Below are 22,328 nucleotides of genomic sequence, written 5' to 3' on the forward strand. Positions count from 1 at the left end.
AATTTAGTTTACTAATTGTTGGTAGGAATCATTAATTATCCGCCAATATTTGCCCACTGTTCCGCTATTAATCAAGGAGTCATTAATTTTTGTAATAGGAAATACTTCTTTTGTCGTGCTTGTTGCCCAAATTTCTTGAGCAGAAAAAAGTTCTGAAATGCTAATGTCTACTTCCATAAACTTTAAACCTAATTTTTTAATTATTTCAATGACAACTTGTCGCGTAATTCCTGGCAAACAGAGATAATTCAGGGGTGGAGTCTTAATAACACCATTCTGGGTTACAATAAATACATTAGTGCTACTTCCTTCTGTAATAAGACCATTCCGGGCAAGAATTGAGGTATGGAATCCTTCGGATACAGCCTCATCATTCAGCAATATATTCGCAAGCAAAGAAGTGGTTTTTATATCGCATCTCGTCCATCGAATGTCTTCAATCAGCTTTGCTGACATTCCTTTTTCTTTATCTTCCGCTGTAGGATAAGGATTGTGCATAGTGAATGCGATAACCGAAGGTGTGATGGAAGCAGGTATATCATGTTTACGTATGCCTTGATTCCCTCGTGTAACTTGAATATAAACTTGTAAATTACCACCAGTATTTTCTGATATCAGTCTATGAATTAAACCATGCCAGTCATAATTTGGTATGGTCATTTTAATTTTTTTCATATTTGAGAATAATCGGTCAAGATGCTTCTCAACAAAACAAGGCTTCCCATGGTAAACAGGCAGCACTTCATAGACAGAATCACCAAAAAGAAAGCCTCGATCAAATATTGAAATCTTTGCTTCAGATTGACAGCAATATTTTCCGTCAACAAAAACGATATTCATTATGAAAATCCTAGGAACCGAACCATCGCTTAAATGCTAACCGTATTGAATCTTTTGTTCTTGTATAAAATCCACCTGACTCCACTGTTTGCAAAGCATAAAGCGGTTTGCTTGACACGATATTGTTATTAAATTGAACAATAATATCACCCACTTTATCGCCTTTCTTTATGGGAGCTTGTAAATCATTAGGAACTTTAGTTGAAATATTTAACCTTTCATATTGACCGGCAGGTATCGTAATAAATTGATCCTCTGTTAAACCCACTGTAATTTTATCAGAGCTTCCTTTATAAAGAGGTATTTCGGCAATTGATTGTCCTGATTTATATAATTGATGAGTTTCAAAAAATCTAAAACCGTAATTTAGTAATTTTTCACTATCATCAGCACGCACAGAATCACTGGGTTCACCTAAAACTACAGCCAATAAACGCATGTTATTACGCTTTGCGGAAGATACCAAACAATATCCAGCGTCATTGGTGTGGCCTGTTTTTATACCATCAACCTGGCTGTCTCTCCACAACAAACGATTTCGATTAGGTTGGCGTATACCATTATATGTAAACCATTTTTGTTTATACCAGTCGTAATATTCTGGGAAATCGAGTATTAAGGCTCGACCTAAAATCGCCAAATCTTTAGCTGTCGTATATAGATTAGGGTCAGGTAATCCAGTACTGTCTGTAAAATGACTATTTTTCATACCCAAATTTTGAGCTTGCTGATTCATAATATCGGTAAAAGCATTTTCCGAACCACCAAGGTGTTCTGCCATCGCAACACAAGCGTCGTTACCAGAATCTACTATGATGCCTTTTAACAGATCTTCAACAGAGACCTGATCGCCCTCTTTTATAAACATACGAGAGCCACCGGTCTGCCATGCATCACGGCTTACTCTTACCATATCAGTCAAATGGATTTGTCCACTCTTCAATGCATTGGAAATGACGTACAATGTCATCATTTTGGTCAAACTGGCAGGTGGTAATTTTTCCTCACTATTTTTTTCGGCAATTACTTTCCCGCTATTCACATCAATTAAAATATAAGCTTTGGCATTAAGCAATGGAGCAGCTGGAGTTGTAAAAGGTTTGATTGTGACTGTAGGAGAAGGCTTCTGTAAATCAGAGGAGGGGAGCGCCTCATCAGCCATTGAATTAGTAGATTGTACAAATAAAGTAATAAAAAATAATAGCGTCAAAAGAAAAGACGTTGCTCTGGTCATGATATTACCTGATGTAGTTGCAAAATATCCGTATATTATCACAGCCTTTTACAGGCGGCCAAATGGCATATGAAAAATATTGATATTTTTTTTATAAAGCGAAATAAATTACGAAGTTAATTTAATCACACTTCGAAAATTATTATTTTTTGGTAATATTGGCAATAAGTCATAACAATAAGAAATATCAAAGAAATATGCGCAAATTACTTATTATTTTTTCAATTTGTCTGGCAGGATGCCAAACCACTCATGATAAACCTAACCTGGCAAATAATAAACATCCAAACACTCACACTAAAAACTCTGTCTACGATCGATATAAATACAAAACCAACCGTTATACAATTCAACAGGATGCTGCCCCCAAACAAGCCAAACAAGTAAGCTTTAAAGAACCTGTACCGACCAAAGAACCATTAAGCAGATATGGCAATCCTTCTGAGTATTATGTTGATGGGCGTACTTATGAAGTCATGAAAAGCTCAACGGGGTATAAAACTCGTGGTATTGCCTCATGGTATGGAACAAAATTTCATAAACAGCGTACATCCAGTGGTGAACCTTATAACATGTATGTCATGACTGCTGCTCACAAAACATTACCTCTGCCGACTTATGTCAAAGTAAGAAACCTGGAAAACGGTAAAGTCGCAATAGTTAAGGTCAATGACAGAGGACCATTTCACGCAGATCGCGTCATAGATCTCTCTTATGCCGCCGCATTAAAACTGGGAGTTTTTCCCAAAGGAACAGCTCATGTTGAAATTGAAACACTCATGGGGCCAGCTGGACAAGGTCATTATTATTTGCAGGCAGGAGCTTTTTCCTCAGAGGCACTGGCAAAGCGTTTGAAGGAAAAACTGATTCATATCACTCCATCTCCAGTGTTTATTGAACACTATAAGCAACACTATATTGTCCGAGTCGGGCCTTTTGGTAATAAATTAATGGCTGACAACCTTAAGACGAAACTATCAAATAACGGAATAAAAGGTTCCTTTTCTGTGTTAATTTAATTTGTTTTATAGAAACAGCGACTGGTCAACCCATGTCTTTATTGATGGCATTCTCACCTTAGATGCCATCTGGTTCCAGTTAAAGCCAACGATTTCTCATTAATAAACAATAATTAATAGCTAATTAATGGATTAATGGATAAAATTGATTTTATAATTCAATTTTAACTACCTTTTACTAAGAGGCATTCAATCAATGCATGATGGCTCTGTATTTTACACTATATTTTTGATATTTGCCGGAGCTGCGTTTTTTTCTACTCTGGTATTATATACCAAGCAATCACTATTGGTTGCTTATATAATACTCGGAGCTAGCTTTGGTCCTTGGGGATTAAAGCTTGTATCCGACGTGACGGTTGTTAAACAGATAGGTGATATCGGAATAGTATTCTTGCTTTTCTTATTAGGATTGCATTTACAGCCCCAGAATTTGATTCATATGTTAAGAAAAGTAACCTGGATTGCAATCGTTAGTTCAATCTTGTTTGCTGCGCTAGCCTATGGAATTGGCAGATGGTTTGGCCTCTCAGTCACTGAGTCCATGATATTGGGCAGCGCCATGATGTTTTCAAGTACAATTATTGGCTTGAAATTATTACCTACAACCATTTTGCATCACCAGCATACTGGTGAAGTCATGATTAGTGTACTTTTAATGCAGGACGTTATAGCTATAGTTCTCTTGATATTAATTAATAGTGCTCATCAGGATGGAAACCTGTCAATCAATGATTTTATCCTTGTCATTATCTCACTACCTGCCTTGTGCCTGTTCTCCTTTTTATTTGAAAGATACATTTTGATAAAACTACTGGCACGTTTTGATAGAACCCAGGAATATGTTTTTTTACTCTCAATAGGATGGTGTTTGGGGATATCCGTTTTGGCACAAAAAATAGGATTATCAGAAGATATTGGCGCTTTTATAGCAGGAGTAGCTTTGGCATCCAGCCCAATTTCATTATTTATTGCTGAAAGTTTAAAACCATTAAGAGATTTTTTCCTCGTCATGTTCTTTTTTTCGATAGGAGCCACTTTCAATTTTGGATTTGGAGCACAAGTAGTTATCCCAGCAGTGATATTAGCGACATTGATACTGATTATCAAACCATTGTTATTTTATATGTTGCTTGTCCGCTCTGGTGAGAAAAAACAAGTGGCAAAAGAAGTGGGAATTCGTCTGGGGCAAGGGAGTGAGTTTTCTTTGTTGGTTGCAAGCATCGCCTTGAGTACAAACCTGATTTCAGAAGTCGCCTCCAATTTAATTCAGGCAACGACTATTTTAACTTTTATCGTTTCATCGTATCTTGTTGTCTTAAAATATCCAACACCTATAGCTTTATCTGAAAAAATGCGTAAGGATTAATCAAATGAAATTACTGGTAATAGTAATATGCTTGCTCAGTGAACGGTTTTTAATCCATTCAATTTCCTATCAGCGATTTTCCTGGTTTAATAACTACTCTCTATTTCTAAAAAAATTCATTGATAAAAATGAAGCTTTTTCTAATCCTTGGGCAACCTTAATAGCTATCATACTACCCATTATTCTTCTAACATCTCTCGTTTATTTTTCTCTCCATAACATTTTGTTTGGGTTATTTGGCCTAATTCTTAGCCTCTTTATTTTTTACTACTGTCTGGGTCCACAAAATGCTTTTTACCCAATTATGGAAAAGCGTACCAATCAAACTGAAACCGATTCAATTGGAGAATATTTCGCAGAGGTAAACAGCCAATTATTTGCTGTTGTATTCTGGTACATCATCGCAGGGCCAATTGCAGCTTTAACCTACAGATTAATCGCTTTATGTAAAGAAATTAATTTTATAAGTATTCAGGCAAGTCAGATTGCTAACATTCTCGAATGGATACCAGCCAGAATCACTGCATTACTGTTTTTATTAGTTGGAAATTTTCAACGAGGTTTTCATCTATTCGTTCAACATGTTCTAACTTCTCCTGATTCAAATGATAAAATACTGAGCGAGTGTGGTTTGCAAGCAGTTCGTATCAATGATGCTGAAGAAGTGCCAATGGCTGTTGCTGAAAATCTTGTAGAGCATGCCACTATAGTGTTATTGGTTTTTATTGCATTATTTACATTAGTAGCTTGGCTATAATGTTTTATTTCACAATAAATTAATGTGGGACCTGGATCATGAACACTGCATTCCGTTTACTTTTTTGCCTTATAATATTGGAGCTTTCAGCTTGTGCCACACTTAAAAATAAAATTGTACAGCATAAAACCTTAAGCCAATGCCAACAAACTTGTTTTCAACAGCTTGATTACTGCAAGCAAAATTGCACAAACAACTGTCGAGACTGCTCTAATAAAGCAAACTATTCTGCCAGAGAAAATTATCTGGAATACCTTCACGAAGTTAAAGTCCAGGGTGGATATATTACTCGCGGGTTGCAATCTTACCGTGATCCACTACAATGCCGCAAAGTAACTTGTAATTGCGCTGCAGATTTTAATGCATGTAATCAAGGCTGTTCTGGTGTAATTCAAAAAAGATTACAACCTGTACCATACTGTTCTTAAAATTATTGATTGTTGGGGAACTATTTCATGACCAATGAAACAAATTTAGATCTGGATCCAATAGAAACGCGTGAATGGCTGGATGCCCTACAAGCTGTACTCTTTAATGATGGTCCTGAGCGTGCTGCATTTCTTTTACAACAGCTTCTTAATAAAGCAAATGCAGAGGGGGTTAAACTAACCAGCTCAATTAATACTCCCTACAGAAACACTATAAAACCTCACGAAGAAAAACAAATGCCTCCCGATGAGGGAATTGGAAAGCGCATCAATGCATTAATTCGATGGAACGCTGTTGCTATGGTACTTAGAGCAGGTAAATACGCACCAGAGCTTGGTGGTCATATCGCCTCTTACGCTTCGGCATCAACATTATATGAAACTGGATTTAATTACTTTTTTAAGGGACCAAAAGGAGAAAACGGCGGGGATTTACTTTATATCCAAGGCCACTCGGCTCCAGGCATTTATGCCAGAGCATTTCTTGAAGGCCGATTAACTGAGAAGCAACTCGAAAAATTTCGACAAGAAGTAGAGGTGGATGGTTTATCTTCCTATCCTCATCCCTGGTTAATGAACGATTTTTGGCAATTTCCCACTGTATCTATGGGTTTAGGTCCTCTGCAGGCCATTTATCAAGCCCGCTTTCTAAAATATCTCGAGAACCGAGGCTTAATAAAAGCTGAAGGCCGTAAAGTGTGGGCGTTTTTAGGCGATGGTGAAATGGATGAGCCTGAATCAGTCGGTGCGCTCAGTATTGCAGCAAGAGAAAAGCTGGACAATCTCATTTTTGTAGTGAACTGCAATTTACAAAGACTTGATGGGCCTGTACGCGGTAACGGTAAAATCATTCAAGAACTAGAAGGTCTATTTCGTGGGGCTGGATGGAACGTTATTAAAGTCATATGGGGAGGCCGTTGGGATCCATTATTTGCCCGTGATAATCAGGGTTGGCTACAGAAAAGAATGGAAGAATGTCTGGATGGAGATTATCAATCCTATAAAGCGAACGATGGATCTTACGTAAGACAGCATTTCTTTAATCAATATCCAGAGCTAAAGAAAATGGTTGAAAATATGACTGATGAGGAAATTTGGCGTTTAAATCGTGGTGGTCATGATCCTCAAAAAGTATATGCAGCTTATGCCAGAGCAGTTGAACACAAGGGAAGTCCAACCGTTATCCTTGCAAAAACCATCAAAGGATACGGGATGGGAGCTGCTGGTGAAGGCCAAAACATTACTCATCAACAAAAGAAAATGACTATCGATCAACTAAAAGCATTCAGAGATCGATTTAATATTCCAGTCAGCGATGACAAAATTGCTGATATTCCTTTTTATAAGCCTGATGATGACAGTCCTGAAATCAAGTATTTAAAAAAACAAAGGGAAGCTTTGGGTGGTTATTTGCCCCATCGTTCAACTGAAGTAGAACAGTTAAAAATACCTGATTTGGAAGAGTTTTCCGGTATTACAAAGGGATTAGGGGACAGAGAAATCTCGACTACTATGGCTTTTGTGAGAATTCTTTCAGCTCTACTCAAAAATAAAGACATTAGCTCCAGAATAGTTCCCATAGTGCCCGACGAATGCAGAACATTTGGTATGGAGGGATTATTCAGACAAATAGGAATTTATTCTCCCGTAGGGCAACTTTATACCCCCGTAGATCATGAACAAGTGATGTATTATCGAGAAGCAGTTGACGGGCAGATTCTTGAGGAAGGTATTAATGAAGCAGGGGCATTTTGTTCCTGGATTGCTGCCGCAACGTCTTACAGCTCAAACAAATTGGCAATGATCCCGTTTTACATTTATTACTCTATGTTTGGTTTCCAACGTATTGGTGATCTGGCATGGGCTGCAGGAGATATGCAAGCGAGGGGATTTTTGCTCGGTGGAACCGCTGGACGAACGACATTGGCAGGAGAAGGATTGCAACACCAGGACGGACATAGTCATGTTTTAGCATCAACCATACCCAATTGTATTTCTTATGATCCCACATACGCTTATGAATTAGCAGTTATCATCCAAAATGGCTTACATCGTATGTATGAAAAACAAGAAAACGTGTTTTATTACATTACTATTATGAATGAAAACTACTCTCACCCCGATATGCCTGAAGGAGTAGAGGAAGGTATTATCAAAGGAATGTATCTTTTAAAAGAGAATAAGAAAAAGTCAAAAAACCATGTCCAACTAATGGGATGCGGTACTATTTTGCGTGAAGTTATCAAAGCTGCAGAGATGTTGGAAGAAGATTTTTCAATCACATCGGATATCTGGAGTGTAACCAGCTTCAATGAGCTGCGTAAAGAAGGCTTGACTGTTGAACGATACAATAACATGCACCCCAAAAATAAACCTCAGGAAAGCTATGTTACATCTCAATTAAAGGGACGTCGTGGACCTGTTATTGCTACCACTGACTACATGCGCATTTACGCAGATCAAATCAGACCTTTTGTTCCTAATCGTTATATTACTTTAGGTACAGACGGCTATGGCAGAAGTGATACTCGAACACAACTCCGTCATTTCTTTGAAGTTGATGCAAAATTTGTAGTCTTGACAGCATTAAATGCACTGGTAGCTGAAGGAACGCTTGACAAAACAAAAGTTGTCGATGCCATGAAACGTTACAATATTAATCCGGATAAATTGGACCCAATGACCCATTAGTTAAACAATTAATCAGAACATAACACAGTTCCGGTTTAACTGAATGCTGAGGAAAATATGACAAAAGAAAGTGAAATTAAAATTCCTGATATCGGTGGCGCTACTCAAGTTGATGTCATTGAGATTTTAGTTAAGGAAGGTGATTCAATTGAAGTGGATACACCCTTGATTACGCTTGAATCGGAAAAAGCAAGCATGGACATCCCTTCTCCAATTTCTGGAACGGTAACGCAAATCCTTGTTAACGTAGGTGACAAGGTCTCAGAAGGCGATCTCATTATCAAAGCAAAGTCAGATTCAACCATAAATGTTTCCAGCTCTCTGGAGCAAAAGGCCGAATCAGAAAAACAGAATTTGCAAACCAAATCAGAAGAACAACCCGTCGATATAAAAACAACCGCATCTACACCTGGCTCCAAAGACATTGAAGTATCCATTCCGGATATTGGTGGCGCAACCGATGTTGATGTCATTGATATTTTAGTCAAACCGGGGATGGAAATAGAAAAAGACCAGGCATTAATTACATTAGAGGGTGATAAAGCAACGATGGATATTCCTTCACCCTATGCTGGTAAAGTCATGGAAATGAAAATTAAATTAGGAGATAAAGTATCACAAGGTATTCCTATTCTAATTTTAAAGACTTCTGCAATGCCTGAGGCATCTGAAATCGAAAAAAATCAGATTAAAAATATATCGGAACAACCTATCAAAGAAACTGAGAAATCAAATGAAGAACTAAAATCTGAACCAACATCAATTAGCAATCTGGAGATAGCTGAATCAAAGAATCTCTTAATATCTGCAGGCCCATCTGTAAGAAGATTGGCAAGAGAATTTGGAGTCGATTTATCTCTGGTTCAGGGGAGTGGAAGAAAATCTCGTATTACAAAAGAAGATCTTCAAAATTATATCAAAGCACGTTTAAGTGAAAAAACTACGTCGGGAAGCTTCAATTTACCATCAAATCCAGTTATAGATTTTAGTAAATTTGGTTCAATAGAAACAAAGCCTTTAAACAAAATTAAAAAGCTTACTGGCATAAACGTACATCGCTCCTGGATAAGCATTCCACATGTCACTCAATTTGATGAAGCAGACATTACAGACTTGGAAGCGTTTAGAAAATCAGAGTCAGAGAGTGCCAAAAATCAAGATTACAAATTAACCCTCTTAGCATTTGTTTGTAGCGTAGTTTGTAAAGCTCTCCATGCTTACCCCCAATTTAACGCATCATTGGATGCCAGTGGTGAAAATTTAATTTATAAAAAATATTATAATATAGGTATTGCTGTTGATACACCTAATGGTCTGGTAGTACCCGTAATAAAGAATGTAGATAAATTAAGTGTGATTGATATTGCGAAGGAAATGTCCAGACTCAGTACGAAAGCTAGAGAAAAGGGATTAACACCTATTGATATGTCAGGCGGTTGTTTTACAATTTCCAGCCTTGGCGGTATAGGTGGAACGGCATTTACTCCTATTGTAAATAGCCCGGAAGTTGCAATTTTAGGTTTATCCAGATCAGTAATAAAACCCGTATACGACAACAAAGAGTTTAAGCCCAGATTGATGTTACCTGTTTCACTTTCTTACGATCATAGGGTAATTGATGGTGCTGAGGCAGCCCGGTTTACTCGCTTTCTTTGTGATTGTTTAGGTGATATCAGAAGAGTTTTACTCTGACATATAGAGAAATAGAGCTATTGGTATTTCCTGCTTCCGAATGAAATATCAATAACCCCGGAAAACATATTTTTTAATGAGGCTTCTTATGGCTAATAAAATTAAGACAGATGTAGTAGTACTAGGTAGTGGACCAGGAGGGTACACAGCGGCTTTCAGAGCTGCTGATTTAGATAAAAAGGTAGTCTTGGTAGAACGTTTTGACTCATTAGGTGGGGTTTGTTTAAATGTTGGTTGTATTCCCTCAAAAGCATTATTGCATATTGCTAAAGTAGTGGATGAAGCCCATGAAATGTCAGAGCAAGGTGTGGCATTTGGTAAACCTAAATTTGATAATAAAAAATTGGTTGCCTGGAAAAACTCTGTCGTTGCAAAGTTAACCGGAGGACTAAAAGCTCTTGCCAAACAAAGAAAAGTAGAAGTAATTACCGGAATAGGTAAGTTTTCAGGAACCCATCAAATTATTGTTGAAACAAAAGAAGGGACTGTAGAAATTGAATTTGATAATGCCATCATTGCTGTAGGCTCGGAATCCATTAAATTACCATTTATACCAGAAGATAAACGAATATTTAGCTCTACAGGAGCATTAGAGCTCGCCGATATCAAAGGTGACTTGCTTGTATTAGGCGGTGGTATTATTGGTTTGGAAATGGCAACTGTCTATTCTTCGCTGGGAGTCAATGTGACAGTCGTTGAATTTATGGATCAATTAATTCCGAATGCTGACACTGACCTGGTCAACATACTACAAAAGCGAATGATTAAAAAAGGAGTCAAATTTCTATTAAAAACTAAAGTGACTGCTGTTGAAGCCAAAAAAGATGGTATTTATGTTTCAATGGAAGGAGAACATGCAACCGATAAACCACTTTGCTTCCAGCAAGTACTTGTTGCAGTAGGCAGGAAACCTAACGGTGGAGCAATCAACGCTGAAAAAGCCGGAGTCAAAGTGGATGAGCGTGGCTTTATTCCCGTTGATAATCAATTAAGAACGAATGTTCCTCATATTTTTGCTATTGGCGATGTCAATGGACAACCAATGCTCGCACATAAAGCAATCCCTGAAGGGAAAGTTGCGGCAGAAGTCATTGCAGGGAAAAAGCATTATTTTGAACCAAAATGTATTCCTAGTGTTGCTTATACCGATCCAGAATTAGCTTGGGCTGGTTTAACAGAAAAAGAGGCAAAAGAAAAAGGAATAAACTATGAGAAAGCCTCCTTTCCATGGGCTGCTAGTGGTCGTGCGCTCAGCATGGGGCGAGAAGAGGGAATGACCAAATTACTATTCTGCCCTGAAACTAACCGTATCCTGGGAGCAGGTATTGTTGGGATTAATGCCGGTGATTTAATTGCAGAAACTGCCTTAGCCATTGAAATGTGTTGTGATGTTGAAGACATCGCTCTTACTATTCACCCTCATCCAACTCTTTCAGAAACTATAGCCCAGTCAGCAGAGGCATTTGAGGGCACTATAACAGATCTTTATTTGCCTAAAAAGAAGAAAAAATAATAATTACAGGTAGCCAATTATAACTCACTGCACTCCCTTTGTTTCATGGCGAGCAAAGGGATGCTTGTTATATGTATATTATGTATATAATTATGAAATAAACCTTTGCATAAGCTGATTATCTTGTTTTAGGCGCGGTGCAAACGTTTTGAGGAGCGGAGTTGCAGTAAATGAGTGGCACAGAAAAATTTGCAACACGGCAATAAAAGTGACAAGTAATACAAGTGGTCTAATGAAAAGCTAAAGAATTATTAAACACTGTACTTTGCATTAGTAATGTTTGATAACATATTTGCTAATATTTAATTCATCATAAATTAAGTATGATTATTCCCAGGAGTAGTGAATGATATTAAACATTCGTAAAATGAAAGATAGTGATATTGAGAATGTTTATTCTATCGAAACAAATGTTCATATTGCCCCATGGAGTAAAGACATACTAAGAGATTGTGTACTTGTTGGCTATGATTGCAGAGTTTTGGAAATCAACAATGGAGATAGCCCGATCCTTGCTGGATATATCATATCCAGAATAAGTAATAACAGTTGTCACATATTAAATCTGTGCATTGCCAAACCATTACAATCCAAGGGTTTGGGGCGAAAACTATTACAAACAGTTCTTTATTCTTTATCAAAATATACTCAAACAGAGTCAGTTATTTTAGAAGTAAGGCCAAGTAACAGTGCCGCATTACATCTTTATGAAACCATGGGATTTGAAAAAATAGAAATCAAAAAAGACTATTATAAAGATAAAAATAGTGTAGAAGACGCGATCCTCTTAAAAAAAATACTTCATCACTAAAATAATATTCTTACCATAAAAAATTTATGAAAAAAATTTAAGTCAAGACTGTTTTTTCCTTTTTTCTTTGTTATGATAGAGATGATCTCTAAATTTCTATGTGCCTTATCAACCTGTGTATAACTCTTTTTAATATCCTTTAATTATATTTTCCTGGTTACTTGATTTATGCTTAATCTCCCTTATTTCATCACAGTTATCTTATGTAATTTATTTTTTATCACAAAAATATTTATCCACAAAATCTGTGGATAAACTTGTGCATAGTAGTGTGAATTCCTTGAATCAAAAGTATAAAGAGAAGTTGTGCTAGTATTAACCAGGGATTTTAAAATAACGTGAGCTACTAATTCTTTGCCCATTTTAGATGTTTCATTTCAATTGAAAAAGCAAGGTCAAGGCAAAAAATGTTATCAATAAGAGGGGATACACATTAACTTACTGAATTAAAGATATTTTTAAAAACGGAGATTGTGTTTTTTTGCAAGCCCGGTTTTTGCAAAAAGTTAAAAAATCAATTATTTTGATTTCATAAGACACGGATTGAGGATTTAAATTTGCAGACTCTCGTCATAACAGGAATCAGTAGAGGTATAGGGCTGGAAATTGCTAAAATCTTCCTTAGCAAAAATTGGACTGTTATTGGCACATCCACCACTGGCTCATCCCCCATAAAACATAAAAACCTGCGAATATATAAGCTAGACCTGACCATTCCAGAGCAAATCGATGCATTCGTAAAAGAATTACCTAAAATTGATGTGCTGATTAATAATGCTGCCGTGTTACTTGAAACATGGAATGATGAAAAAATTAATATGTCCTTATTGAAAGAAACCTTTGCCATTAACTTGTTTGGTACCATTGAGTTAACTGAAAAATGTATCCCCAAATTTAATGATGGTGCACAAATCATTAATATTTCTTCAGGATGGGGAGCATTCAGCTCCAATAATTCCCCCTTTCAACCACATTATAAAATGTCAAAAGCCAGTTTGAATATGTATACTAAATTGCTTGCAGAAAGATTCCCCCAAATGACTGTATCCAGTTTTGACCCCGGCTGGGTAAAAACAAACATGGGAACACAAAATGCAAAAAAACTTCCTGGTGAAACAGCACAAGAAATCTATGACCTGATTAATATGAAAAAGAAAAGTGGCTATTTTTGGTTTAACGGAAAACCAAGGGATTGGTAGCTAATTAAATTTAAGTTATTCTGAAACTATAAAATAGAGCATCAAAGGAGTGACAAAGATGAATTTCAATTTTATAAAATCAATATGGGTTGCAGGTCTTATAGGAATAACTCCAACCCTGTCTTATTCGGAGCCCAATATTCAGGATCAAGAAACACTTCAATCACATTGCTTTGAGACCTGGATGAATAAAATGGATCCGTCAATTGACAAAGAAACATATAAACAATTTGGAGATAAATATTGTCGATGCATTTCAACTAAAAATCTCGATAATAAAACAGGAGTTCAAAAAGCGATTAGAAATTGTCTGCCACAAACAATATTACATGATGCCATGGATGAGTTGGAGGAAGAGGTAACTTTATCAGAAGTAACAACAGAAACAATTGAACAATATTGTCTTAACAGATGGAGCCTCATTTATCCAAACCAAAGTGATGACGATAAAAGAACTATCCAAGCTTATTGCGCTTGTGTCAAAACAAAATTATTGAGTTTTATAGAGCAAATAGAAAAAATATCAAACAAGGAATACAATGAAGCCATTAATGATATTAATACGATTTGCTCTGAAAATTTAAATCAATAGCATAGTGCACTATAATCAAAAATTATTTAAACAAAGCACCAACCAGTTCAAACGCTTTATATAAGGCCCATTCATGTCAAGTAAAAACACCTATAGCACTGTTCTCAATAAGCAAGAAATAAACTGGATTTTAGAGCAGCGTGTTACAAGACTTACAGATAATAAAGAAGTTTTAATTTATCCAATGGGAGCAGAACGTTATTTATCATCTGTTTTATCTGGTCATGAAGAAGACCGATATAATTTACATAATGAAATCAAAGAAAAAAATGTCCTAATTATCCCAGGATATGGTAATAGCGCTTTTTTATTTGCTCATGCAGGGGCTAAATCTATTCTTGTTTATGACAAAGACCCTGTGACTATAGCATGGGTAAAAGCATTTAAAAAATATTACCATTACAGAGAATACAATAATAATGGAAAACCATACCCTTCAATTGGCGAACTTCTGGCAGCCCTCACCAAATGGTATCCCCCTCTACTTAAATTACCCTCTGGAGTAATTAAAAACTCTGTATTTTGGGTAATTAACCCTAAATTATTAAGAAAATCATATATTTATTATATGCTGAGACTCACTCAACAAGCTGTACAATTAAGAATTCAAAATGAATTTGAATTAGATCATCATATAGAGTTTTATGCGGGTGAATTAAAGAATCTGATAAAAAATCATCCATTAAAAACATTTGATACAGTATTTGTTCCTTATCTTTTAGGCGTACAAAATGGAATAGAGAAAGAGAAAGATATTGTTAGTTTTATTAAACAATTAATACAGCTTGTACCCTCAGGCCATATTTTAGTAACCCCTGCAAGAAGCACTAAAGAATTCCACCTGGTCGGACAAAGTTATTTTTGTACGACAGGTTATTCTAATATACAAGCAATTCCTGAGTTAAAACCTTATGCCATTACAGAAGACAGTATTTGGTTTAAAACCCAAGGGCTTGCAGTATTTGGTTTAAAACCAGGCGCAGAGAAGAGTTTATAAAAATAAAGAAGGGGAGTATGCACCCCCTGCTTTTTGAACAACATCTCGGCTGTTTCATGTCAGATAATAAAATAAAAATCAATGCAAGAAATAGGTATTTTCCTTATCTCCATCAGCGATTAATTGAGTGATTTTATTCTGGTTGATTGATCCCCCATGAAAAGTCAAATGGATAGGTAATCGGAGATCTTCTTTTACCTTATCCAATCCCTTTTTTGCCATAGTTCTCACATCGGATGAAGTGGCATTAGAATAGATTAATTTTAAACTGCTAATCATCATAGCTTGCCTATTTACATCATATTTATCCCAATAAGTAAATTTTTCAGTCAAATTGGCAGCCAAAGTTGGGTTAATTTTATCCAAGCCAAGAATGGCACCAGAAACCAGTTGGTAACCCTCACCTGTAACAGAATGAAATCCAAATGGGTTTTTAATAAATGAGCCCAGCAATGCATAGACCTTGTTAGGGTTAGATAAATCAAAATCACCATGATGCATTAATTTTTTTACCCGTTCTATGACATGAGGGGAGTGCGCTGATGCTTGAATACTAAACCAGTTATTTACAGCACCCGGGTCATTTTTCCAGTAATGATAATAATCCTCTAATGCGACATCAGCTTCCTCACAATTTATTTCACATAACATACTTAACGCCAAAACAGTCTCGGTCATATTTTTGCCTAAAGCATCCTCAAATTGAAGAATCAGTTTTTCTTTTGTTTTTTCAAAATCAACATGCAACAGATAAGAAAAACATACTGATTTTAAACGCCTTAATCCCGCCTGTTTCAAATCAAAACCTTCTAATTTTCGTTTATCATCATCTCCAGCTATTTGTATTCTAAAAAGGAGATTATAAAAATCCGTTTTCAATTCTTTTGCAAGGGCATTTTGTATCAACTGACGCCCCTCATTTAATTTTTCAAAATCAGGTTTTTCCTGATTTTCAATCAACTCTTCTAAAATGGGTAGGGTAATTAACTCAGCTAGCATCCATTCACTTAAAGAGCTATCAGAAAGTAATGCCTTGTAAACAGCAAAGAACTGGGGAGATAATTCTATTTTTTTGCCTTTACAAAAATCGTTAAGCAAAGCCGAAATAAGTTTCTTTGCTGCCTCACAACGATTGTACAAATTAGTATCGTATTGCATCAATAATAATAAATTTTTATAAGAATAGTCATATTTCAAGTGCACAGGTGCAGAAAAACTGCGTAATAATGATGGAATAGGGCGTGCCTGGATATTTTCAAATTGAAACTCAATTTCCTCTTGATCAAGGATTAATAATTTATCAGCTACAATTTCTTTTCCCGTACTATCGAGCAAACCCATCAGGAAAGGAACGGGGCGATTTTTTCCATTGACTGTTTTAATTTTTAAAAAATATTGCTTTGTATCTGGATTAAACTCATCTGTTACTATCAATTCAGGAATTCCAGATTCAGTAAACCAGGACAAAAAGGAATGAAGATCTTTACCAGATGAATGACTAAGTGAATCGATAAAATCCTCCAGAGTAACTGCACCCCCATCATTATCCTTAAAAAACTTGGCTACTCCTTGGAAAAATGATTCTTTTCCTACGAATAACATCATCATTCGAAAAATATCAGCACTTTTTTCATAGGCTGCGGCAGTATATAAGCTTCTTACTGCTGTGTAGGCACTTTGCCGAGGTGCTCTTTCGTCCAAATTCTTGCCATCAAGTAATCTTATCAAATCAGTACCGAATAGTTCCTCTCTGAACATAGCTGCTCTAAAAGTAGTAAGACCTTCCTTTAATGGTAAATTGAACCAATCTCTTATTGTGACTCGATCTCCTGACCAATAATGAAAAAATTCATGAGCAACCACCTCCAACACACGCAAAATACCCAAGTCGGTTTTAGTCTCGGGAGTTGCGAACAAATTTTCTGTATTAAATAAATTCAAGCCTGTTGGTTCAGAAGCACCTGAGGCGTATTTATCAACTCCGGCTACCATGTGTTGTCTCAAGGCACATTCTAAATTAAAAGTACGCTCATCCCATGCCATTGCTTCTTTCAATACTTCCTTTGCAAAATCACATTTTGCTGTAGCTGATGGTGGTACATAGAATTCGATCGGTAATTGACGGCCAGATTTTGTTTGATAATAAGTGACTGATCGCTGTAAATTGCCTGCTACCAGAGCGAATAAATAACTTGGCTTTGGGACATCATCCAGCCAGGTTACAGAATGCAGACCCAAAGGAAGTTCTTTTTTCTCAATTAGCACACCATTTGAAAGTAAAACAGGATAATCTTCCTGATTTGCGATGATAGTGGCTTTATAAGTCGCGAGATTATCAGGTCTGTCCGGCAAATAAAATACTCGGCGTAATCCTTCAGACTCTGCCTTGACTAAGGCCATGCCCTCTGTTTCATACAATCCAAACAAATCTGTATTTTCACCTAGCAAAGAGGTCGTTTCTATAGTAAAGGGAGTATTTTGAGGTATGTTTTTGATTATTAAAGAATTTTTAGTTAGCTCATATTCATTTTCTTTCAATAAGTTATCGTTCATTTGTAACGATACTAATGTCATATTCTCACCATCCAATATCAAATCATTTGGATGTGAATCAACACTTGGGTTGGGCACTACTGTAAGGCGTGCTTTGGATTCTACTGGCTTTTTGCTGAGATCGATTTGCAAATCAACATGGATTACAAAATAATCAAGGCTCTTATAATCACTTAACTTTTTTACCTTGGGTTGATCTGTTTTCATAAATACTCCCTGTTTTACCAAAAAACTAAAAATTAATATTCCTTATTTCAACTGATCAAAAACCATGTTATCCGCTTTCAGTTCAGTGAAGTCACAATATAAGATCAAGACAGTAATTTCAATCGAGCTAGTGTTTATTTTTTAGGACAATAGATAGGACCCTTTGCATTCAAAGGATGCTAATTAAATAACCGTACGATTTAAACTGGCTACAGCCATAGTATAAAAGATTTAATCTCAAATACCATATTGATTTGCCAAGGTTGTCTCTGGTTTAGGAATACTTTGAAGCTGCTTTAGACACTCATTGGGATCAAGGCTACATTTGCCAAAAAGAGAATAATTATAATCCTGAGTTACCCCATAACCCATGCATCGATCCCCAGTCGCTACAATCAGATCATGAGCATAATCAGCCAGTTTCTTTGCTGCCTCTTCATTTCCTCCAAGCCTGGTAACTAAATCTTTCATCTTCAAACTATTAAATTTTCCTTTGTCATAGCATCTCATGAGATCCAAATCATGAGCCAGAGCCATAAGTATACCCGAAGCAGAAGAAATTCCGGGCTTACCGGTGTCCAAAGCTTCAGCCCAATATTGAAGCTCACTTTCATCGGAAAATAGCGAAGGAATTAATGAAGATTTATTGGCAACCACATGGTTTAAAAAGCCTTTTTGAGCATTTTCTTTGAAAGTAGCGTAGATGTGTTTGGAGTGCTGTCCATTGTATGCTTCCTTAAATGCCTGTTGATAATGATTGGCATCTGTCCAGCTCATATCGTTTTCACGCCCAATTACTGAAAATAACATCATGTATTGCGCTTTTTGTATTTCTTTTTGCGTTAATTTTTGAAATTTTGGATCACCTGAATATGCTTTCAAAAATTCAGCAATGACTGGTACAAGCTGTGCAACTCGTAATGTATGAGCAATTCCATGATTTGGTCTGGGAACTAAACCCGAGGGAGTATTTAATGACCAATCCTGCCCCATATTGGACCAATGTTCCCAATCAACATGCTTCTCCCATGCTGCCTTTACATTAGCATCTGGTTGTTTCAGTTTAGGATTATAAGGATGTTTTAAAAAATTACTCCAAACAAAGTCAATAGCCTTGGATCCATTAGCAGAGAGTAGATAATCATTTTTCTCTATTTCTTTGGTTATTTTGGTATTTACCAATAATGAAGGGCCATTTAAAGAAAGATTTTCCTGATGAAAATAGAAAGTGTCGTTACCTGTTTCATTTTTTGTTGGGCAGGTCCCTAAATGAGAACTTACTCCGAGATTAGACAACACAAAGTCTCTAAATTCTGTCCTCCCAAAATTAATTGCAATCTCCTTATTCTTGGAAATATAACAACCTAATTTATTATCGGGGTATTTCGAAGGTTTAATAAGTATCATATTAGGGTCTTTGATTTCAAAAGGGTGAGTTGAAATATTAACCCCTAAACTTTTTGCTTTATCTGTTATTTTATTTAAAAAAAACTCTCTCTCTGTTTGATTTTGAAAGGTAATTCTTATCATCGGACTATCAACGTTTCCTGTCGCAGTAATAGAAATCGAAGAATCCCCTGACTTTGAAGGATTAAAAAATGTTGGAGAAGTAGTCGCCGGTTTTGGCACGGGAACAATAACAGGTGTACCAATTGGTACAAACGTTAATTCTGAATTCACACTTGGAAGCTTATTTTTATGGAAAAAAATAGTATTGTGGTCTTTGAAAATCTCAGCATGCTCCGTTTTCACACCTACTTTAGGTAATATAAAATGACTCAATTCCACTTTTCCAAAATTAATAGCTAACTTTCCCCCTGGAGATATATAACAACCGCAAGGATTAGCTGGGTAATTTGAAGCTTCTATCAGAAGAGAATTTCCAGAGCCTTGCACTAATGGAAAATTTAGTCCTAATTCGCTTGCTTTTGTCTTTACTTCCTTGAAAAATTTATTTTTTTCTTCCTCACTTACAAATTCCATTTTTAAATTAGGTTTACCATTATTAGAAATCCAAATTATTTTCTTTACCATAATCTACCTCTTCTATACTTGGGTTTTTGTGAAATTATAGTACAGAATAATTAAGAATTTATTAGGGAGTATTTAATTGAGGCACAAAATCAGGTCAGAAGATTTAACAACTTTGCCTATTTTAATGAGGTTGTATTTGTAGGTGGGGTTCAGTGAAAAACTGGTTTGTTAGGCACTTGCCTAATTATTATTTTGGCAAATACCTAATAATAATTAACGATAAGTGATTATACTTGTAACTTCTGTCAGATCTCTGTTTGAACGATCACCGAGATCATATGATCCCTTTAAAAGAGTATTATTTTCACTGGAAAAAAACATTCTTAACTGATTAGCATTTTGGCGTCTTAACTTAGGCGCCATCAAAGGATAACCATTATTATCGAGAATCTCTTCATTTATTCTTGTTGATTCCTGACTTACTTGTTTAGGCAATTTGACTGCTCCGGCATAGGATTCTACAGAATGTAAGGTACCTGTCTTTAAATTAAAAAACTTTGACATCATTTGCTCCTATTGGTTTTATAAATCTCACTTTGATAATAATAAGAAAATGATTAAAATTCACTATTTTTTATTTAAAGAGGTAGATTTTATGAATCAGGCACACACAGAGAAGTTATTTTCATACGGCACCTTACGTTATGAAAAAGTGCAAATTGCCAATTTCGGTAGAAAACTGGAGGGCCGGGAAGATACATTACACGGATTCAAACTATCTCAAGTTGAAATTAAAAACTCAGACGTTGTAGCGACAAGTGGTGATAATTTCCATCCCATTATTTCATATACCGGAAATCCCTTAGACAGAGTTACAGGTATTGTATTTACTATTAGTAAAGAAGAGTTAGCACAAGCAGATAAATATGAAGTCTCTGAATATAAGCGTGTGAATGTGAAATTGAACTCAGGAGTTAATGCATGGGTTTATATAAATGCTCAAGATCTCCATGGGAATAACCAAGCAAAAAGCTAGCTATCAAGAGATATTAGTTTAGAACGGATTTATAAAGACTCAAATGGGTGGTTCCATTTTTAATTTGTAGCAAATGCTTTATTGCCGAGTTATAAAACGCATGTAATGCCCATACGTTATACAATTTAAAAACTAAAAAATACATATCAAAATGAAAATTTTTTGATCTAAAAAATCATTATTTGAGCATTTGTAATATAATAATAAGTATAAGGTTAATATATTATAACTCTCAAAGAAATTATTATGACAAGACAAAAGTGGAAAGATCTTCATCATTCTCATCATCAGAAAAAAAGAGATTCTTATGTTGAGTACTTTAAAGAACATTTAATCGAACATCTAACCAAAGAACATGACCCTAACGGTGAAACAAATCAACCTGGTAAAATAATAGAAGCCAGTCGAAGTACAACAGGAAAATTATCAAGAATATTTGATGCGTATCATTTCCCAGCTCCGAACTATGAAGAGTTAAAAGCCATACATCAAAAACCTAATGGATTGAGAGAACACATACAGGAAAATTTAAATGGGATTATCCCTGTTTTACTTAATGAAGATAGGACTGCACTTCATCCAAAGGTTATTGAAGCGATAGGGCGGGATAATTATGAGGCAATTTTAAAAACTGCTCAGGGTGATGAACAAGAAATTGCTCTGCAATTCCTGAAGGCTGCAATAATAAGCTATGGGCAAAGGATGCTGGATAATACTGATGATAGTAATCTGAAAAATACAGCGTTTATTTCAATTATGCCTGCCCTGGAAAAACTTGCCAGTGAAGTGACTTTGAACGGTTTGCCTAAACAAGCTAAAGAAATAAACCCACTCGATATTCTAAAAATGTCACAAGATCTCTTGAAATTAATCGATGAAGCGAATACAGCAGGAATAACGATACCTAACAGCAGTACAATGCGTGACAAACTGCAAACTGTATCTGATCTTATGAACCCAAACAATGAAGATTATAATATGCTTCCAGAGGAAACAAAAATTCAGAAAGCGATAGAAAACTATGATAAAGCTGTTGAAAGTTTTATTAGTGGAGTACAAGAGACCTTGAAAACTGAACCTCCCAAACCTGAGGAGGTCAGCTGGTTTAAAAAATTTCTAAGGTTTATTACCGGCAACGAAAAATTATTACAAAATGCTGATGAGAAGCGTTATGACCAACAAATTAAAGTACTTTCTGAAATTAGTGATTTAAATAAAAAACTGAATTCTCTTCCACAAGAAAAAAATATATCCTCTGAGCCTGAACATACTCATGATCATGGAAACGAAAGTCAAATGAAACTTTAATTAGAGAAGCCGTTGTTTATATAACTCTACAAGAATTAAACCTTATAAGCCAACTCGGTGACAGCAAGTCACATTGATTGTTTTATAAATTTATAATACAATTATTAA

At 35.8% G+C, this 22,328-nt stretch carries 18 protein-coding genes; 13 read left to right on the forward strand and 5 right to left on the reverse strand.

Annotated elements, in window-relative coordinates:
• Nucleotides 1–3 precede the first annotated feature (3 nt).
• Both CC34_RS0101075 and CC34_RS0101080 read right to left on the reverse strand, forming a co-directional pair.
• Nucleotides 4–840 carry a D-amino acid aminotransferase gene (locus CC34_RS0101075; RefSeq protein ID WP_027227011.1) on the reverse strand — a complete coding sequence of 279 codons (837 nt, stop codon included), beginning with the start codon at nt 838–840 and terminating at the stop codon, nt 4–6.
• A 10-nt stretch (nt 841–850) separates the two neighbouring features.
• Nucleotides 851–2,074 carry a D-alanyl-D-alanine carboxypeptidase family protein gene (locus tag CC34_RS0101080; protein WP_027227010.1) on the reverse strand — a complete coding sequence of 408 codons (1,224 nt, stop codon included), beginning with the start codon at nt 2,072–2,074 and terminating at the stop codon, nt 851–853.
• Between the two features lie 197 nt (nt 2,075–2,271).
• Here CC34_RS0101080 and CC34_RS0101085 point away from each other — a divergent pair, with 197 nt between their 5' ends.
• The 11 genes from CC34_RS0101085 (at nt 2,272) to CC34_RS0101135 (ending at nt 15,142) form a co-directional block, all read left to right on the forward strand.
• Nucleotides 2,272–3,093 carry a septal ring lytic transglycosylase RlpA family protein gene (locus CC34_RS0101085; RefSeq protein WP_027227009.1) on the forward strand — a complete coding sequence of 274 codons (822 nt, stop codon included), beginning with the start codon at nt 2,272–2,274 and terminating at the stop codon, nt 3,091–3,093.
• Nucleotides 3,094–3,289: 196 nt separating this feature from the next.
• A complete protein-coding gene (locus tag CC34_RS0101090) occupies nt 3,290–4,462 on the forward strand; it encodes a cation:proton antiporter (RefSeq protein ID WP_027227008.1) in 1,173 nt (390 codons plus the stop codon).
• 4 nt (nt 4,463–4,466) lie between these two features.
• The gene (locus CC34_RS0101095; RefSeq protein WP_027227007.1) at nt 4,467–5,219 is read left to right on the forward strand and encodes a membrane protein; all 753 of its coding nucleotides are present in this window, start codon (nt 4,467–4,469) and stop codon (nt 5,217–5,219) included.
• A gap of 38 nt (nt 5,220–5,257) precedes the next feature.
• Complete coding sequence (locus CC34_RS0101100; protein ID WP_027227006.1) at nt 5,258–5,647, forward strand: hypothetical protein; 390 nt, start codon at nt 5,258–5,260, stop codon at nt 5,645–5,647.
• Between the two features lie 27 nt (nt 5,648–5,674).
• On the forward strand, nt 5,675–8,338 hold the full coding sequence (gene aceE / locus CC34_RS0101105) for a pyruvate dehydrogenase (acetyl-transferring), homodimeric type (protein WP_027227005.1): 2,664 nt from the start codon (nt 5,675–5,677) through the stop codon (nt 8,336–8,338).
• A 57-nt stretch (nt 8,339–8,395) separates the two neighbouring features.
• Entirely contained in the window at nt 8,396–10,030 is a 1,635-nt protein-coding gene (gene aceF, locus CC34_RS0101110) for a dihydrolipoyllysine-residue acetyltransferase (protein ID WP_028378905.1), read from the forward strand.
• Between the two features lie 88 nt (nt 10,031–10,118).
• Nucleotides 10,119–11,543: a dihydrolipoyl dehydrogenase gene (gene lpdA, locus CC34_RS0101115; RefSeq protein ID WP_028378904.1), complete on the forward strand. Its 1,425-nt coding sequence runs from the start codon at nt 10,119–10,121 to the stop codon at nt 11,541–11,543.
• Between the two features lie 346 nt (nt 11,544–11,889).
• A complete protein-coding gene (gene rimI / locus CC34_RS0101120) occupies nt 11,890–12,354 on the forward strand; it encodes a ribosomal protein S18-alanine N-acetyltransferase (protein WP_028378903.1) in 465 nt (154 codons plus the stop codon).
• A 557-nt stretch (nt 12,355–12,911) separates the two neighbouring features.
• Complete coding sequence (locus CC34_RS0101125) at nt 12,912–13,553, forward strand: SDR family NAD(P)-dependent oxidoreductase (protein ID WP_028378902.1); 642 nt, start codon at nt 12,912–12,914, stop codon at nt 13,551–13,553.
• A 58-nt stretch (nt 13,554–13,611) separates the two neighbouring features.
• Nucleotides 13,612–14,145, forward strand: a complete 534-nt coding sequence (locus CC34_RS0101130) for a hypothetical protein (protein WP_028379062.1) — start codon at nt 13,612–13,614, stop codon at nt 14,143–14,145.
• Between the two features lie 73 nt (nt 14,146–14,218).
• On the forward strand, nt 14,219–15,142 hold the full coding sequence (locus CC34_RS0101135) for a hypothetical protein (protein ID WP_028378900.1): 924 nt from the start codon (nt 14,219–14,221) through the stop codon (nt 15,140–15,142).
• A 78-nt stretch (nt 15,143–15,220) separates the two neighbouring features.
• Here CC34_RS0101135 and pepN read toward each other — a convergent pair whose 3' ends face one another.
• The 3 genes from pepN to CC34_RS0101150 form a co-directional block, all read right to left on the reverse strand.
• Nucleotides 15,221–17,902 (reverse strand): aminopeptidase N, encoded by a 2,682-nt coding sequence (gene pepN / locus CC34_RS0101140; RefSeq protein ID WP_028378899.1) that lies wholly within the window; start codon nt 17,900–17,902, stop codon nt 15,221–15,223.
• A 237-nt stretch (nt 17,903–18,139) separates the two neighbouring features.
• Nucleotides 18,140–19,936, reverse strand: a complete 1,797-nt coding sequence (gene lem10, locus CC34_RS0101145; protein ID WP_028378898.1) for a Dot/Icm T4SS effector Lem10 — start codon at nt 19,934–19,936, stop codon at nt 18,140–18,142.
• Nucleotides 19,937–20,149: 213 nt separating this feature from the next.
• The gene (locus CC34_RS0101150) at nt 20,150–20,443 is read right to left on the reverse strand and encodes a hypothetical protein (protein WP_027221682.1); all 294 of its coding nucleotides are present in this window, start codon (nt 20,441–20,443) and stop codon (nt 20,150–20,152) included.
• Between the two features lie 88 nt (nt 20,444–20,531).
• Here CC34_RS0101150 and CC34_RS0101155 point away from each other — a divergent pair, with 88 nt between their 5' ends.
• Entirely contained in the window at nt 20,532–20,912 is a 381-nt protein-coding gene (locus CC34_RS0101155) for a gamma-glutamylcyclotransferase family protein (protein WP_028378897.1), read from the forward strand.
• Nucleotides 20,913–21,158: 246 nt separating this feature from the next.
• Nucleotides 21,159–22,220 carry a hypothetical protein gene (locus CC34_RS0101160; RefSeq protein WP_028378896.1) on the forward strand — a complete coding sequence of 354 codons (1,062 nt, stop codon included), beginning with the start codon at nt 21,159–21,161 and terminating at the stop codon, nt 22,218–22,220.
• Nucleotides 22,221–22,328: the final 108 nt, after the last annotated feature.

This window comes from Legionella pneumophila subsp. fraseri (assembly GCF_000586315.1).
Classification (GTDB): domain Bacteria; phylum Pseudomonadota; class Gammaproteobacteria; order Legionellales; family Legionellaceae; genus Legionella; species Legionella pneumophila_B.